Consider the following 14,923-nt stretch of genomic DNA (forward strand, 5'->3'; position numbering starts at 1 on the left):
GACGGCCAGGCGGCGCCGCGGCTTGCTATCAGGCGTCGGTGCCGATGGCCAGGGGGTCGTCGGAGCGGCGTGGCTTGCGGCGCCGGAAGATCACCGCGGCGACGAGGCCGCCGATGAACCCGCACAGGTGCCCCTGCCAGGACACCCCCTCCTCGCCGGGGAGGACGCCGAAGAGCTGCCAGCCGTACAGGAGCCCGATGAGGACACCGACGGCGATGTGCCACCAGCTGCGCTCGACCGCGCCCCGCATCAGGATCACGCCGAGATAGCCGAAGATGACGCCGCTGGCCCCGACCACGACGGTGTCCGGATCACCGATGAACCACACCCCGACCCCGGCCACGATCGCGATGAAGGCGGTTGTGAGCAGGAAGCGGGTGGTGCCGGCGGCGAGGACGAACGTGCCGAGCAGGATCAGCGGGATGCTGTTGGCCAGGACGTGGGCGAAGCCGGCGTGCAGGAACGGCGAGAAGATGATGCCGTCCAGGCCGTCGAGATGGTGCGGCTTGATGCCGCCGTCCTGGTCGAGCCGCTCACCGGTGAGCCGGTCGAGGAACTCGATCGCGAACAGCACCGGCACGAACGCGCACATGGCGACGAAGGCTCGGCCGACGGAGGCGTAGAACGCCTCCGTGCCGAATCGCGTGGGGTCGGACGGACTCGTGGCATCGACGGTCACGCCACGTTGGTAACAGGTTTCGCTCGCTAATACCAGCCGCTGGACTGACTGTGGGACCAGGCGGCGCACGGCGTCTTGTAGCGGCCCTTGATGTAGCCCAGGCCCCACTTGATCTGGGTCTCAGGATTCCAGGACCAGTCGCTCGCGATCGAGCCCATCTTCGACGGCGGAAGCGCCTGGGCGATGCCATAGGCGCCGGAGCTCTTGTTCCGCGCCGTCGTCGTCCAGTGGCTTTCCTTGTCCCAGAGCTTCTCCAGGCACGGCGACATCTGGTCGAACCCGAAGCCGGCCTGGAACACGAGCCCGCAGCCGCGCCACTTGTTGTCGCTCTTGCCCTTGTACACGTCGCAAGCGGCCGGGATCGAGTAGGTCGGCGGGCCCAGGGTCCGCGTGGTGGACCGGCTCGTCTCCTCCTCTTCCTTCTTCTTGCGCGCGGCGTCCTCGGCGGCCTTGGCCTGCGCGGCGGCCGCGGAGGCGGCGTCCTGCGCCTTGCTCTGGGCCTCCTGGGACGTCGGCGCGGCGCTGGCGCTCGCACTCGTGTCGGAAGGCTTCGGAAGGGTGGCGTCGGCGGCGGCACTGACCGGCTCGGCCTTCTTACCGCTGTCCCAGTTGGCGATCACGACACCCGCCGCGAGGGCCGCGACCAGTGCGAGGGTGGCCAGGACACGGATCTTGCCGACCCGCTGCCACAGCAGCGTCAGGACGTCCATGGCCTAGTACCACCCCGTGCTCTGGCTGTGACCCCATGCGCCGCACGGCGTCTTGTACCGGCCCTTGATGTAGTTCAGCCCCCACTTGATCTGGATGCCGGCGTCGGTCTTCCAGTTCGTGCCGTAGGCGGCCATCTTGTCGCCGGGGACGGCCTGCGGGATGCCGTGGGCGTTGCTGCTGTTGTTGTGCGCGCTGGGGTTCCAGCCGCTCTCCTTGGTCCACAGCTTGTCCAGGCACGGCATCTGGTCGAGGCCGTAGCCGGCGGCGACCATCAGCGTGCAGCCGGTGTTCCTGTGACCGGAGTAGACGCCGCACGAGGCGGGGGCCGGGTAGGACGGCGGGCCGGCGGAGCGGGTGTTGGACCGGCTCGCCTCTTCTTCCTTCTTCTTGCGCGCGGCGTCCTCGGCGGCCTTGGCCTGCGCGGCGGCCGCGGAGGCGGCGTCCTGCGCCTTGCTCTGCGGGTCCTGCGACTGCGCGGCGCTGGCGCTCGTCTCCGACGGCTTCGGAAGGGCGGCGTTGGCGGCGGTGTTGACCGGCTCAGCCTTCTCGCCGCTGTCCCAGTTGGCGATCACGACGCCGCCCGCGAGGGCCGCGACGAGCGCGAGGGCCGCCAGGGCACGGATCTTTCCGATCCGCTGCCACAGCTGGATCACGAACGTATCCATTCGTCGGGGACAGGACGCGGCGCACGGCCCGGACGGCGGTCCACGCGTTGCAGCGGACCTGCCCTCCGGGCCGATGACGCACCGTGAGCGCCTGATGCCGGTTCGCCTGGCGTCATGCGCTCGTTCCCCACCATCGCCTAGTGCATTCGCAGGTGAGAACCCAAACAGTATGTTATGTGATCCTAATCACGTGACAATTAGGACTCTTTTGCTCAACTCACCTTTCGAACGGGAGGTCCTCCAGCAGGTCCGTGACGACCTCGGCGATCGGCGACCGCTCCGAACGGGTCAGGGTCACGTGCGCGAAGATCGGGTGGCCCTTCAGCGCCTCGATCACCGCGGCGATGCCGTCGTGCCTGCCGACCCGCAGGTTGTCACGCTGAGCGACGTCGTGCGTCAGCACGACCCGCGAGTTGCTGCCGATGCGGGACAGCACGGTGAGCAGGACGCCGCGTTCGAGCGACTGGGCCTCGTCGACGATCACGAACGCGTCGTGCAGGCTGCGACCGCGGATGTGGGTCAACGGCAGGACCTCGAGCATCCCCCGGGCCGCCACCTCCTCCATCACGTTGTCGTGCACCAGCGAGCCGAGCGTGTCGAAGACCGCCTGCGCCCAGGGCGACATCTTCTCGGCGGCGTCGCCGGGGAGATAGCCCAGCTCCTGCCCGCCGACCGCGTACAGCGGCCGGAAGACGATCACCTTCTTGTGCTTGCGCCGCTCCATGACCTGCTCCAGGCCCGCGCAGAGCGCGAGCGCGGACTTGCCGGTGCCGGCCCGCCCACCCATGGACACGATGCCGATCGACTCGTCCAGCAGCAGGTCCAGCGCGATGCGCTGCTCCGCCGAGCGCCCCCGCACGCCGAACGCCTCCCGGTCGCCCCGCACGAGCCGCACCGACTTGTCGGCACAGACCCGCCCGAGCGCCGAGCCGTTCTGCGAGGTGAGCACCAGACCCGTGTGCACCGGCAGGTCGCCGGCGCCGTCGAGGTCGATCGCCTCACCCGCGTAGAGCCGCTTCACCTCGTCCTCGGCGATGCCGAGCTCGACCATGCCCGTCCAGCTCTGGTTGGTCGCCGGACCCGGCTGGTACTCGTCCGCGGCCAGGCCCACCGAGCCGGCCTTGACCCGCAGCGGCATGTCCTTGGTGACCAGCAGGACGTCCTTGCCCTCGGCGGCGAGCGCGAGCGCGACCGCGAGAATCCGGGCGTCGTCCGTGTCGGCCCGGAAGCCGGCCGGCAGCACGTTCTGGTTGGCGTGGTTCAGCTCGACCCGCAGGGTGCCGCCGGAGTCCGTCAGCGGCAGCGGGACGTCCAGCCGGCCGTGCTTGGCCCGCAGGTCGTCCAGGAACCGCAGCGAACGCCGCGCGAAGTACCCGAGCTCGGGATGGTGCCGCTTGCCCTCCAATTCGGAGATGACGACCAGGGGCAGGACCACGTCGTGCTCTCCGAAGCGCAGGAACGCGCCCGGGTCGGCCAGCAGCACGGACGTGTCCAGCACGAAGGTGCGCTTGTCCGGTGTCTGCTCCCGGGCTTTCTCCTGGGCTTTTTCCTGGGCCGTCTTCCTGGTGCGACGGACCGGCTTGACGACCTCCTGCGGCGCTTCCGCGGGCTGCGCCTTGGTGGCGCGGCCGCGTGGAGCGGGAGGGGTGGACTCCGAGGGACTACGGCGAACGGTCACGGGATCTCCGGGGACGGGCACCTCGCCGCCCGCACTCGCGTCCTCCGACGCCCGCACGGGGTCGGGTGCTTGGCCCCGTGGCTTCACAGTGATCGCTCGGTCCGGGCCTCGGATGGCCGGGAAAACCCCAAGCCACAGCACAGACGCTAACCGCTGCAAGCAAAATCCACTAGATCGAGTCCTTGATTGCCCGCCTTGTGAGGTACGCCGCTGCGTGAATTCTTCAGTACGCTTGGCACATGGCGGCCCCTGACACTGCACGCTCGCGCGAGGCCATCCTCCAGCTGACCGCGGAGCGCGCAGGCCACTGCGCCTTCTTCTTCGACTTCGACGGGACTCTCGCGCCCATCCAGGAAGATCCCGAGACGGTCCACCCGGCCGACGGCATCGTCGAGGCCCTCGGCGAGCTCAGCCGTCGCCTGGGCAAGGTCGTCATCGTCTCGGCCCGCCCGGCCGGCTTCCTCCGCGAGCGCTTCGCCGACCTGCCCGATGTCGCGGTCTTCGGCCTGTACGGGCTGGAGGTCCAACGCCCCGGCGGCCTGGTCGAGACCGACCCGTCAGCGGCCCCTTTCGTCCAGGTCATGAGCGACCTGGCCGACCGCGCCCGGGCGGAGCTGCCAGCGGGCACCCGGGTCGAGTACAAGCGCCTCTCCGTGGCCGTGCACTACCGTAACGCGCCCCACCTGGCCCCGGAGGTCGAGCAGTGGGCCAAGGAGCGCGCGGGCGAGCTCGGCCTGCGCCTCCAGGCGGGCCGCATGGTCGTCGAGCTGAAGCCCCCCGGCCAGCGCGACAAGGGCAGCGTCCTGCGCGAGGAGACCGAGGGCCACAGCTGCGCCTGGTACTTCGGCGACGACGTGGCCGACCTGCGCGCCTTCGACGCCCTCACCGCCCGCGAAGCAGCGGACCCCGACTTCGTCGGCGTGCGGGTCGCGGTCGCCAACGCCGAGAGCGGCCACGCCCTGATCGAAGCCGCCGACATCCACGTCGACGCCCCCGAGGACGTCCCCGCCCTCCTCCGCACCCTGCTCTCCCAGCTGTAAATGCTGTAATTCCCCGCTGTGCTTCCGCCCCACCGTTGTCGCGGCGGGTCCCGGCGGGGATTCTCACCCGCACCCCAGTGCGCCGCTCCGCGGCGCACTGCCCGCGCCGAGACGCGAGGCAGAGCAAGCGGCGCATACGCGCCGCATCCGGTGGCCAGCCGTGGCCAGATTCGCCCATGATTTCCGTGCTGATCATGTCGGCCCCGACCGCCGCACACTTCGCCACACGACACCGACGAGCAGCCTCGACACTGACGAGACGCCTCGGCACCGACGTTGATCAATGCCCGGGTTTGCGGCCTTTGTCCCATCGACACTGCGCGATAAGCCTCGATTTCAGAGATCAAATTGCGGGTGGATCGCGCAACGTCTATCCCGAAAAGGGGCGTTTCGGGGCATTGACCAACGTCTGTCCGGGCGAGGTGGGCCCGAGCAGGGATAGGTCCAGAGGTGGACCCGAGCGTCGAAGTGGCAGCGGGCGTCACTGAGAAGAAGAGACGCGGGCCGGAAGCGCAAGGCCGAGAAGCGCAGGCCAGAGCACGTGGGGCGAGAAGCGCAGGTCAGGGAGTGCGGGCCAGGGAGCGCAGGCCGAGAAAGTGCAGGTCAGAGAGCATGGGGCGAGAAGTTCAGGCCGAAGAGTGCGGGGCGGGGGCCGTGATCGCACGGGGTCATGGCGGGCGGGTGGTTGGCGGGGTCTGGACGAAGTTGCGTTGCTCTGGGTGCACGAGTTTTACCGGATCATGGATCGGCCGGGGCCGGCCGCCGGATGCGGCGCGTATGCGCCGCTTGGCCTGCCTCGCGTCTCGGCGCGGGCAGTGCGTCGCGGAGCGGCGCATCGGGGTGCGGGTGAGAATCCCTGCCGGGCCCCGCCGCGGCAGCGGTGGGGGGAATTACAGCCGGCTCAGACGCCGTAGCGGCGTTGGCGGTTGGCGTAGGAGCGCAGGGCACGCAGGAAGTCGACGCGGCGGAAGCTGGGCCAGTGGACGTCGCAGAAGTAGAACTCGGAGTGGGCGCTCTGCCAGAGCAGGAAGCCTGACAGGCGCTGCTCGCCGCTGGTCCTGATCACCAGGTCGGGGTCGGGCAGGCCGCGGGTGTAGAGGTGGTCGGAGATGTGGTCGACGTCGAGGATCTCGGCGAGCTCCTCGATCGACGTGCCCGCCTTGGCGTGCTCGTGGAGGAGGGAGCGCACGGCGTCGGCGATCTCGCGGCGGCCGCCGTAGCCGACGGCGAGGCTGACCTGGGCGCCGCCGGTGCGGCTGACGGTGCGCTCCTCGGCCGCCTTGAGGGACTGGGCGCTGGCGGTGGGCAGCAGGTCCAGCGCGCCGACCATGCGCAGCTGCCAGGGGTTGCCCTCGTCGGCGAGCTCGGCGGCCAGGTTCTCGATGATCTGCAGCAGCGGGTCGAGCTCGGCGGCGGGGCGGGACAGGTTGTCGGTGGACAACAGCCACAGGGTGACGTGCGCGACGGTCGCGCCGTCGCACCAGCGCAGGAGCTCCTTGATCCGCTCGGCGCCGACGCGATGGCCGTCGTTGGGATCGACGTAGCCCATCTCGCGCGCCCAGCGCCGGTTGCCGTCGACGATCACCCCGACGTGTCGCGGCTGAGGTTTGCCGTGCAGCCGTCGGGCGAGACGCTTCTCGTACAACGAATACACCACGTCACGCAGGCCCACGGTCGAGAAGAGTAGCGACCTACCGGGCAAAGCGACACCGTCAGCCGTGCACCGGACAGTGCTGAACGGCGGGTGGGTGGGCGGCCGATCTGCTGACTGACCGGCCGCCGACCAGCCACTATGCGGCGTCGAGCCGGGCCTTCAGCGCGTCGAGCTCGGCCCAGAGCACCCCGGGGAGTTTGTCGCCGAAGCGCTCGAACCACTCGGTCACCTGAGGGATCTCCGCCCGCCATTCGTCGGCGTCGACCCGCAGGGCCGCAGCGAGGTCCTCGGCCGTGAGGTCGAGGCCGTCCACGTCGAGCGCGCCGGGCGCCGGCACCCGGCCGATGGGGGTCTCGACGGCGTCAGCGGTGCCCTCGATGCGCTCGACGACCCACTTCAGGACGCGGGCGTTCTCGCCGAAGCCGGGCCACAGGAAGCGGCCGTCGTCGCCGCGGCGGAACCAGTTGACGTAGAAGATCCTGGGCAACTGCGCGGTGCCGGAGGAGGCGCCCTTGCCCATCTCGATCCAGTGGGCGAAGTAGTCGCCGGCGTTGTAGCCGATGAAGGGCAGCATGGCCATCGGGTCGCGGCGGACCACGCCGACCTTGCCGGTGGCCGCCGCGGTGGTCTCGCTGGACAGGGTCGCGCCGAGGTAGACGCCGTGCACCCAGTCGCGGGCCTCGGTGACCAGCGGGATCGTGGTCTTGCGCCGGCCGCCGAAGAGGATCGCGTCGATCGGCACGCCGCGCGGGTCGGCGTACTCGTCGGCGAGGATCGGGCACTGCTCGATCGGCGTGCAGAAGCGCGAGTTCGGGTGCGACGACGGCTCGTCCGAGTCGGGCGTCCAGTCGCGGCCCTTCCAGTCGGTGAGGTGCGCGGGCGGCTCGCCCATGCCTTCCCACCAGATGTCGCCGTCGTCGGTCAGTGCGACGTTGGTGAAGACCGAGTTGCCCTTCGCGAGGGTCCGCATCGCGTTGGGGTTGGTCTTCCAGTCGGTGCCGGGAGCGACACCGAACAGGCCGAACTCGGGATTGACGGCGTACAGCCGCCCATCTGCACCGAAGCGCATCCACGCGATGTCGTCGCCGAGCGTCTCGACCTTCCATCCGGGGATGGTCGGCTCCAGCATCGCCAGGTTGGTCTTGCCACAGGCGCTGGGGAACGCGGCGGCCACGTACTTCACCTGGCCGGACGGTCCGGTCAGCTTGAGGATGAGCATGTGCTCGGCGAGCCAGCCCTCGTCGCGGCCCATGACGCTGGCGATGCGCAGCGAGAAGCACTTCTTGCCCAGCAGCGAGTTGCCGCCGTACCCCGACCCGTAGCTCCAGATCTCCCGGCTCTCCGGGAAGTGGGAGATGTACTTGGTGTCGCTGCACGGCCACGCGACGTCCTGCTCGCCGGGTGCGAGGGGCGCGCCGACGGAGTGCAGGCAGGGCACGAATGGCGCGTCGGCGCCCATCCGGTCGAGCACGTCGGCACCCATCCGGGTCATGATCCGCATGGAGGCGACGACGTACGGGGAATCGGTCAGCTCGACGCCGAACATCGGCCGCTCGGCGGTCAGCGGGCCCATGCAGAACGGCACCACGTACATCGTGCGGCCGCGCATCGAGCCGTCGTACAGCTCCGTCATCACCCGCTTCATCTCCGCGGGCGCCATCCAGTTGTTCGTGGGGCCGGCGTCGGCCTCGTCCGCGGAGCAGATGAACGTGCGCTCCTCGACCCGGGCGACGTCCGACGGGTCGGTGCGGGCCCAGAACGAGTTGGGCTTCTGCCGCAGCCGCACCAGGACCTGCTTGTCCACGAGCTCGTCGGTGATGCGGCGCCACTCACCCTCGGAGCCGTCACACCAGACCACCCGGTCAGGGGTGGTGAGCTCGGCGACTTCGCGGACCCAGGCGAGGAGCTTGGAATGGGCGGTGGGTGCCTGGTCGAGACCCGGGACCGTGACCGGTGCTGACATCGAGAATCTCCCTGTGGTCGGCGTTGACCTGTAGGCGCAAATGCCAAAGCACGGCGCGCGATGCTGCGAGCGGCCGTGAATGCGTTCTACTGATTTCCCTCAGCCTAAACCGGTCAACCGGGCCGGGCAGCGTGAGAGCTTGTGAAACCTTGCACAAGGACCGGAGAATCTCGCGACCGTTCGCAGAATCGCGCGTGAACTTTTCGTCAACCGCGCATCAATGCGCAAACTGTGCGGTCTGTGGCAGGTGCGCCCGCTGAGGTCGGCGGTGCCGTACCCTCTGCCACGTGACGGAACTGCAGTCGGTGGCGTCCGAGCCACGGCCGGGCGGCCTGCGCGGCCTGTTCGCACGCTTCGAGCACCTCGTCCACGAGCTGGGCAAGTTCGGGACGGTCGGGATCGTGGCGTTCATGGTGGACGTCGCCATCTTCAACGTGCTGCTCTTCGGCGGCACGCCGACCCTTCTGGCGAAGACGATCTCCACGGTGGTGGCGGCGACCGTCGCCTTCATCGGCAACCGGTTCTGGACCTGGCGGGACCGCGAGCGCACCAACCTGCGCCGCGAATACACGCTGTACTTCCTGTTCAACCTGGTCGGCCTGCTGATCGGCCTGCTCTGCCTGTGGGCGAGCCACTACGGGCTCGGCTCGGTGTGGCCCTGGTTCGAGGGCAAGCTCGCCGACAACATCGCGGCCAACGTGGTCGGCATGGCGTTCGGGACGCTGTTCCGTTTCTGGAGCTATCGGCAGATCGTGTTCCGAAAGACGGCCTGACCGGCATAAACTGAGGTTCGAACGCGGCGGCAGGTAACAGCCTGGTTGCGCAGGGGTCAAGATGCGGGTGAGCTGCCCCGCAGTCTGCGCCGTACCCAGGGCGATGCTTGGCGACCTGCCGTAAGGTTGCACGGTGCGCCTTGCCAGCAACCTTCGCGACCGGTATGTCCCCGAGCGGCATCGCTCGCTCGTGACCGAGCTGTTCAAGTTCCTGGCGGTCGGCGGGATCAACACGATCATCGACTTCGCGGTGCTCAACCTGCTGCTGTCGATCGGCCCGCTGAAGGCGAAGATCGTCGCGGCCGTCGTCGCCACGACGGCGTCCTACTTCCTCAACCGGCAGTGGACCTACCGTCACAGCGACCGCACGAGCATGCGGCGGGAGTACACGCTGTTCTTCGCGCTCAACGGCGTCGGCCTGCTGATCCAGAGCGCGGTCCTCGCGGTGGCGAAGTACGGGCTGGGCTTCAGCGAGACCAACAGCGCCGACCGGCTGGCCTTCAACATCGCCAGCGCGCTCGGCATCGGCATCGCGATGGTGTTCCGCTTCTGGGCGTACCGGACGTTCGTCTTCCAGACGCCGGTGGTCTCCGACGACCCGCAGGTGATCGCGGACGCCGAACTGGAGGCCGAGGTCGAGGCCCTGGAGGTGGCGCTGACCGACGTGGCCGTCGCGCCGGTGCCGCGCCACCCCGAGGAGGACGGCGCCGGCGAGCTGACCCTCAATGAGCCCGCCGGCCACCGTTGACCAGAAATCAGGACAGCAATCAGGACGCGGCGTCGTTCTTGATCTCGTCGACGAGGGCCTGCCGGTCGTCGTCGCCGAAGGTGTGCTTCTGCCGGTCCGCGTCGACCAGCTCGTAGAGCATGCTCTGGGTCTTCTCCACCTGCGGGATGTCGGTGAGCTGCACCTGACCCCGCTCACCGGCCGACTCGATGGTCAGCGTGCCGCAGCCGAGCATCCGCTCGAAGAGCGAGTGCGAGAACGACACGTCGTTGACCCGGCCCAGCGGGATGTCCCGGCCGCTGCGCGAGAACACGCCGCTGCGCATGATCACCCGCTCGTTGGTGAAGACGTAGTGCGTGGTCTTCCACTTGATCCACGGCCACACGGTGACGACGAGCACGATCACCAGGCCGACCCCGGCCGCGATCAGCGTGCCGATCATGCCCACCCCCGTGAACAGGGAAATGGCCACGACCGCGGCGGCGGTGAGGACGAACCAGAGCACCGGCAGGAACAGTGCCTTCCAGTGGGGGTGCAGGTGCAGCACCACCTGCTCGTCCTTGGTCAGGACGCTTTCCGGGAACCCCACGCCAACCTCCTCGTTCATGAATGTCGAGGTGGAGGCTAGACCGTCCCGACCCGGTGCGATATTGGCCTACCCGGTCGTCTCTGCGCGGACGTGCACCACGTCGCCGGCGGCGACCGCGTGCTCATTCCCGAACACGTCCGTGACCTGCAGCCGGCCGTCGACGTCGACGCCGGTGGCCGTGCCGTCGAGCGTGGCGCCGCCGGGAAGGTCGACCCGGACCCGCCGGCCGATGGTGCCGCAGTGGAAGAGGTACGCCTCGCGAATGCCGGAGTCGTCGCCGGCCTGCCACTGGCGGTACACCTCCTCGAACCCGCGCAACAGGGCGCGCAGCAGCGGGTCGCGGTCGGCGCTGACGGCACCGGCGAGGGCAAGGGACGTCGCGTCGGGGCGGGGCAGCTCGTGCTCGCGCAGCGTGGTGTTGAGCCCGATGCCGACCACCACCGCGCCGTCGCCGACCCCCTCGGCGAGGATGCCGGCGGTCTTGCGGTCGCCCTGCAGCAGCAGGTCGTTGGGCCACTTCAGGTAGGCGTCGAGGCGGGCGACCCGGCGCACCGACTCGGCCAGCGCGACCCCGGCCAGGAGCGGCAGCCAGCCCCAGCGCGACACCGGCACCACCGGGCGCAGCAGGATGCTCAGCGCCAGGCCGGCCCGCGGCGGCGACTGCCACTGCCGGCCCAGCCGGCCCCGGCCCGCGGTCTGCCGCTCGGCGACGATCACCAGGCCCTCGGCGGCGCCGGCCCGCGCGGCGTCGCCGGCGTCGGCGTTGGTCGAGCCGGTCTCCTCGACCACGCGCAGGTCGGTCCAGAGCCCGCCGGGGACGACCAACGCGCGGCGGAGCGCGGCCGCATGCAGCGGGGGGCGCTCCAGGTCGGTGTAAATGTTCACAGGTCGACCGTATCGCCGCCCGATTACGATGCCGAACGTGACCATTGAGCAGGCTGGTGTCGGCGCTGACATCCACACGACCGCGGGGAAGCTCGCCGATCTGGGCCGGCGGACCGACGAGGCCGTGCACGCGGGGTCGGCCCGGGCCGTGGAGAAGCAGCACGCCAGGGGCAAGAAGACCGCACGCGAGCGGATCGAGCTGCTGCTGGACCCCGGCTCGTTCGTCGAGCTCGACGAGCTGGCCAGGCACCGGTCGACCAACTTCGGGATGGAGCAGTCGCGCCCGTACGGCGACGGCGTCGTCACCGGGTACGGCACCGTCGACGGGCGGCAGATCTGCGTCTTCGCGCAGGACTTCACGATCTTCGGCGGCAGCCTCGGCGAGGTCTTCGGCGAGAAGATCGTGAAGGTCATGGACCTGGCGATGAAGATCGGCTGCCCGGTGGTCGGGATCAACGACTCCGGCGGCGCCCGCATCCAGGAGGGTGTCGTCTCGCTCGGGCTCTACGGCGAGATCTTCTTCCGCAACGTCCGGGCGTCGGGTGTCATCCCGCAGATCTCACTGATCATGGGGCCGTGCGCGGGCGGCGCGGTGTACTCCCCCGCCGTCACCGACTTCACCGTGATGGTCGACCAGACCTCGCACATGTTCATCACCGGCCCCGACGTGATCAAGACGGTGACCGGCGAGGACGTCGAGTTCGAGGAGCTGGGCGGGGCCCGGACGCACAACACCAAGTCCGGCAACGCGCACTACCTCGCCACCGACGAGGACGACGCGATCGAGTACGTGAAGGCCCTGCTGTCCTACCTGCCGTCCAACAACATGGACGACGTGCCGGTCGTGCCGCTGCCGGCGTCGCTGGAGGTGTCCGAGGACGACCTGGCGCTGGACACCGTCATCCCCGACTCGGCGAACCAGCCGTACGACATGCACACGGTCATCGAGTCGGTCGTCGAGGACTTCCTCGAGGTGCAGCCGCTGTTCGCGCAGAACATCCTGATCGGCTTCGGCCGGGTCGAGGGCCACCCGGTCGGCGTCGTGGCCAACCAGCCGATGCACTTCGCCGGCTGCCTGGACATCGACGCGTCGGAGAAGGCGGCCCGCTTCGTGCGGACCTGCGACGCGTTCAACATCCCGATCCTCACGTTCGTCGACGTGCCGGGCTTCCTGCCGGGCGCCAGCCAGGAGTGGGACGGCATCATCCGGCGCGGCGCGAAGCTCATCTACGCCTACGCCGAGGCCACCGTCCCGAAGGTCACGGTCATCACCCGGAAGGCGTACGGCGGCGCCTACGACGTCATGGGCTCCAAGCACCTCGGCGCCGACCTCAACTTCGCCTGGCCGACCGCGCAGATCGCGGTCATGGGCGCGCAGGGCGCGGTCAACATCCTGTACCGCCAGGAGCTGCGCGACGCGAAGGACCCGGCCGGCCTGCGCGCCGAGCTGATCCAGGAGTACGAGGACACCCTCGCCAACCCGTACGTGGCGGCGGAGCGCGGCTACGTCGACGGGGTCATCGCGCCGTCGGCGACGCGGGTGGAGATCGTGCGGGCGCTGCGGCTGCTGCGCACCAAGCGGGAGACCCTGCCGCCGAAGAAGCACGGCAACATCCCGCTGTAGGTCAGGCCGTCACCCTGAACGACACCTTGATGATGTTGAACTTGTTGACGGTGGCGGAGTCTTCCCACAGCGCGTCCGGGGTCTGCCAGTAGATGGCGTGGCCCCGGCCCGGGTTGACCCGGCAGCCCATGTTGGAGATGTGCAGGCGGCCGCTGGGGGCCGTGTACCGCCACTGCCAGTCCGCGCAGGCCCAGCCGTCCCGGAAGTTGACCGTGTCGATCCCGACCTGCTCGTAGCCCGGGTACAGCCCGTCCTTGAGCCGCGCCGCCTCCTGCTCGCGCCAGTCGGCGACCGGGTCGCCCTTCGGCGGGTTGAAGGACGTGTCGATCGCCACCTCCCACCGGCCGTCGAGCGGGTCGACGAAGGAGATCATCGACGGGTAGCTGGGCTTCTTCACCGTGCGCACCCAGCCGTCCGGCACCGCGACCGCCCAGCCGTACTTGGCGTCGGTCTCCCAGTGGAAGCCGGCCGGCAGGTCCATCACGGTGCCGCCGAAGGTGCCGCGGACGTCTGGCGACGCGCTCGCGGTGGGACTGCCCGACGCCGGGCCCGCGGCGCCGGACGTGGCGGGCCCTGCCCCCAGCCCGGTGGCCTGCGCGCCGGTCGGCAGCGTCTGCGGCGGGTCGTCGCCGGAGTCGGCGATCAGAATCGCGGCCCCGACGAGCAGGGCCAGCGCGACGAGGACCGCGGCGATCCAGCGGCCGCGGTGCCGGCCGGGCGGCACCGTCTCGACGTCGTCGCTGACCGGCACCACCTCGGGGGCGGGAACCCCGCCGCGGGAGTAGAGGCCGGCGCCGACGGGCGCGCTGCCGCGGGCCTTGCCGGGGAAGTCGGTCCGGGCCGGGGTGGCGTCCGCGACCTGCGCCGGGCTGTCCTGATCCAGGCCCGCGGGCGGCGAGCTGATCGGCGCCTCCGGCCGCGCCGACCCCCCGCCGAGCGGGTGCGACGAGCCTCTCGACGAGCCGCTGGAGGAGCTGCGCAGGCCCGAAGGTTGGCCTTCCCGCGAGCGGCGCGGCCGGGGCAGCGTGGGCAAGGTCCAGGACCAGGCGCGGCCCTCCCCCGACGCGGCCCGCTGCAGCAGCCGCTCGGTCTCGGCGACGCCCGCGCGCGCCTTCGGGTCCTTGCGCAGCAGCGCGTTGAGGACCGGCTTCAGCACGCCCGCGCGGGTCGGCGGGTCGGGGTCCTCGGTGGCGAGGGCCGTCAGCGTCGCGTACGTCGTGGAGCGCGCGTACGGCGAGCGGCCCTCGACGGCCGCGTAGAGCGTGGCGCCGAGCGACCACAGGTCGGACTCCGGTCCGGAGGTGCCCTCTCTCGCGCGCTCCGGGGAGATGTACTGCGGGGACCCGAGGATCAGGCCGGGGCGGGTGACGGCGCCGTCGCCGCCCTCGAAGACCGCGAGGCCGAAGTCGGTGAGCACCACCCGGCCCGTGTCGGCGAGCAGCACGTTGCCGGGCTTCACGTCACGGTGCAGCACCCCGGCGGCGTGCGCGGCCTTCAGCGCGTTGAGCACGGCGAGCCCGACCTGCGCCACCCGCTCCGGCTGCAGCGGCCCGTCGTCGGTGATCACCTGATGGAGTGACCGCGACGGCACGTACTCCATCACGATCCACGGTGCCTGCTCGGTCTGCACGACGTCGTAGATCCGCACGACGTTCGCGTCGTTGAGGCGGGCCGCGGCGCGGGCCTCCCGGAGGGTGCGCAGCCGCAGCTCCTCGCGCTCCTCGGCGGTCAGCCCCTCGGGCGGGATGACCTCCTTGATCGCGACGTCGCGGCGCAGCATCTCGTCGCGGGCGAGCCACACCCGGCCCATGCCACCGGCGCCGAGCGACTCGATCAATCGATAGCGCTCAGCGATCAGGGACGTGGACTGCGTCATCACCACAGACGCTACCGAACGAGCGCACGTTCCAGACAGCCCGGACCTGGGCGAGATCA

At 70.1% G+C, this 14,923-nt stretch carries 13 protein-coding genes; 4 read left to right on the top strand and 9 right to left on the bottom strand.

Features of this window, described 5'->3' with window-relative positions; genetic code table 11:
- Window positions 1–28 precede the first annotated feature (28 nt).
- From ACQEVZ_RS21435 to ACQEVZ_RS21450, 4 genes are all read right to left on the bottom strand, one after another.
- A complete protein-coding gene (locus ACQEVZ_RS21435) occupies window positions 29–679 on the bottom strand; it encodes a rhomboid family intramembrane serine protease (protein WP_344503785.1) in 651 nt (216 codons plus the stop codon).
- Between the two features lie 26 nt (window positions 680–705).
- On the bottom strand, window positions 706–1,389 hold the full coding sequence (locus ACQEVZ_RS21440; RefSeq protein ID WP_344503786.1) for a lytic transglycosylase domain-containing protein: 684 nt from the start codon (window positions 1,387–1,389) through the stop codon (window positions 706–708).
- Between the two features lie 3 nt (window positions 1,390–1,392).
- Window positions 1,393–2,043, bottom strand: coding sequence for a lytic transglycosylase domain-containing protein (locus ACQEVZ_RS21445; RefSeq protein ID WP_433369178.1), 651 nt, complete (start codon window positions 2,041–2,043; stop codon window positions 1,393–1,395).
- 229 nt (window positions 2,044–2,272) lie between these two features.
- On the bottom strand, window positions 2,273–3,733 hold the full coding sequence (locus tag ACQEVZ_RS21450) for a PhoH family protein (protein ID WP_433369181.1): 1,461 nt from the start codon (window positions 3,731–3,733) through the stop codon (window positions 2,273–2,275).
- Window positions 3,734–3,972: 239 nt separating this feature from the next.
- On the opposite strand from ACQEVZ_RS21450, the gene otsB reads away from it, so the two are divergent.
- Window positions 3,973–4,773 carry a trehalose-phosphatase gene (otsB, locus tag ACQEVZ_RS21455; RefSeq protein WP_344503788.1) on the top strand — a complete coding sequence of 267 codons (801 nt, stop codon included), beginning with the start codon at window positions 3,973–3,975 and terminating at the stop codon, window positions 4,771–4,773.
- Window positions 4,774–5,674: 901 nt separating this feature from the next.
- On the opposite strand, the gene ACQEVZ_RS21460 is transcribed toward otsB, so the two are convergent.
- Together ACQEVZ_RS21460 and ACQEVZ_RS21465 are read right to left on the bottom strand one after the other, a co-directional pair.
- Entirely contained in the window at window positions 5,675–6,445 is a 771-nt protein-coding gene (locus tag ACQEVZ_RS21460; protein ID WP_344503790.1) for an isoprenyl transferase, read from the bottom strand.
- 118 nt (window positions 6,446–6,563) lie between these two features.
- A complete protein-coding gene (locus ACQEVZ_RS21465; protein ID WP_354899172.1) occupies window positions 6,564–8,390 on the bottom strand; it encodes a phosphoenolpyruvate carboxykinase (GTP) in 1,827 nt (608 codons plus the stop codon).
- 287 nt (window positions 8,391–8,677) lie between these two features.
- On the opposite strand from ACQEVZ_RS21465, the gene ACQEVZ_RS21470 reads away from it, so the two are divergent.
- Both ACQEVZ_RS21470 and ACQEVZ_RS21475 read left to right on the top strand, forming a co-directional pair.
- Complete coding sequence (locus ACQEVZ_RS21470) at window positions 8,678–9,163, top strand: GtrA family protein (RefSeq protein WP_433369185.1); 486 nt, start codon at window positions 8,678–8,680, stop codon at window positions 9,161–9,163.
- A 190-nt stretch (window positions 9,164–9,353) separates the two neighbouring features.
- Complete coding sequence (locus ACQEVZ_RS21475) at window positions 9,354–9,911, top strand: GtrA family protein (RefSeq protein WP_433369188.1); 558 nt, start codon at window positions 9,354–9,356, stop codon at window positions 9,909–9,911.
- Between the two features lie 19 nt (window positions 9,912–9,930).
- Here ACQEVZ_RS21475 and ACQEVZ_RS21480 read toward each other — a convergent pair whose 3' ends face one another.
- Both ACQEVZ_RS21480 and ACQEVZ_RS21485 read right to left on the bottom strand, forming a co-directional pair.
- Window positions 9,931–10,479 (bottom strand): PH domain-containing protein, encoded by a 549-nt coding sequence (locus ACQEVZ_RS21480; protein ID WP_344503794.1) that lies wholly within the window; start codon window positions 10,477–10,479, stop codon window positions 9,931–9,933.
- Window positions 10,480–10,545: 66 nt separating this feature from the next.
- Window positions 10,546–11,409, bottom strand: a complete 864-nt coding sequence (locus tag ACQEVZ_RS21485; protein ID WP_433369192.1) for a biotin--[acetyl-CoA-carboxylase] ligase — start codon at window positions 11,407–11,409, stop codon at window positions 10,546–10,548.
- On the opposite strand from ACQEVZ_RS21485, the gene ACQEVZ_RS21490 reads away from it, so the two are divergent.
- On the top strand, window positions 11,393–12,988 hold the full coding sequence (locus ACQEVZ_RS21490; protein ID WP_425552262.1) for an acyl-CoA carboxylase subunit beta: 1,596 nt from the start codon (window positions 11,393–11,395) through the stop codon (window positions 12,986–12,988). The genes ACQEVZ_RS21485 and ACQEVZ_RS21490 overlap by 17 nt on opposite strands.
- A gap of 1 nt (window position 12,989) precedes the next feature.
- On the opposite strand, the gene ACQEVZ_RS21495 is transcribed toward ACQEVZ_RS21490, so the two are convergent.
- Window positions 12,990–14,864 (bottom strand): protein kinase domain-containing protein, encoded by a 1,875-nt coding sequence (locus tag ACQEVZ_RS21495; protein ID WP_433369196.1) that lies wholly within the window; start codon window positions 14,862–14,864, stop codon window positions 12,990–12,992.
- Window positions 14,865–14,923: the final 59 nt, after the last annotated feature.

The organism is Dactylosporangium sp. CA-152071, assembly GCF_050936335.1.
In the GTDB taxonomy this organism is placed as follows: Bacteria; Actinomycetota; Actinomycetes; order Mycobacteriales; family Micromonosporaceae; genus Dactylosporangium; species Dactylosporangium maewongense.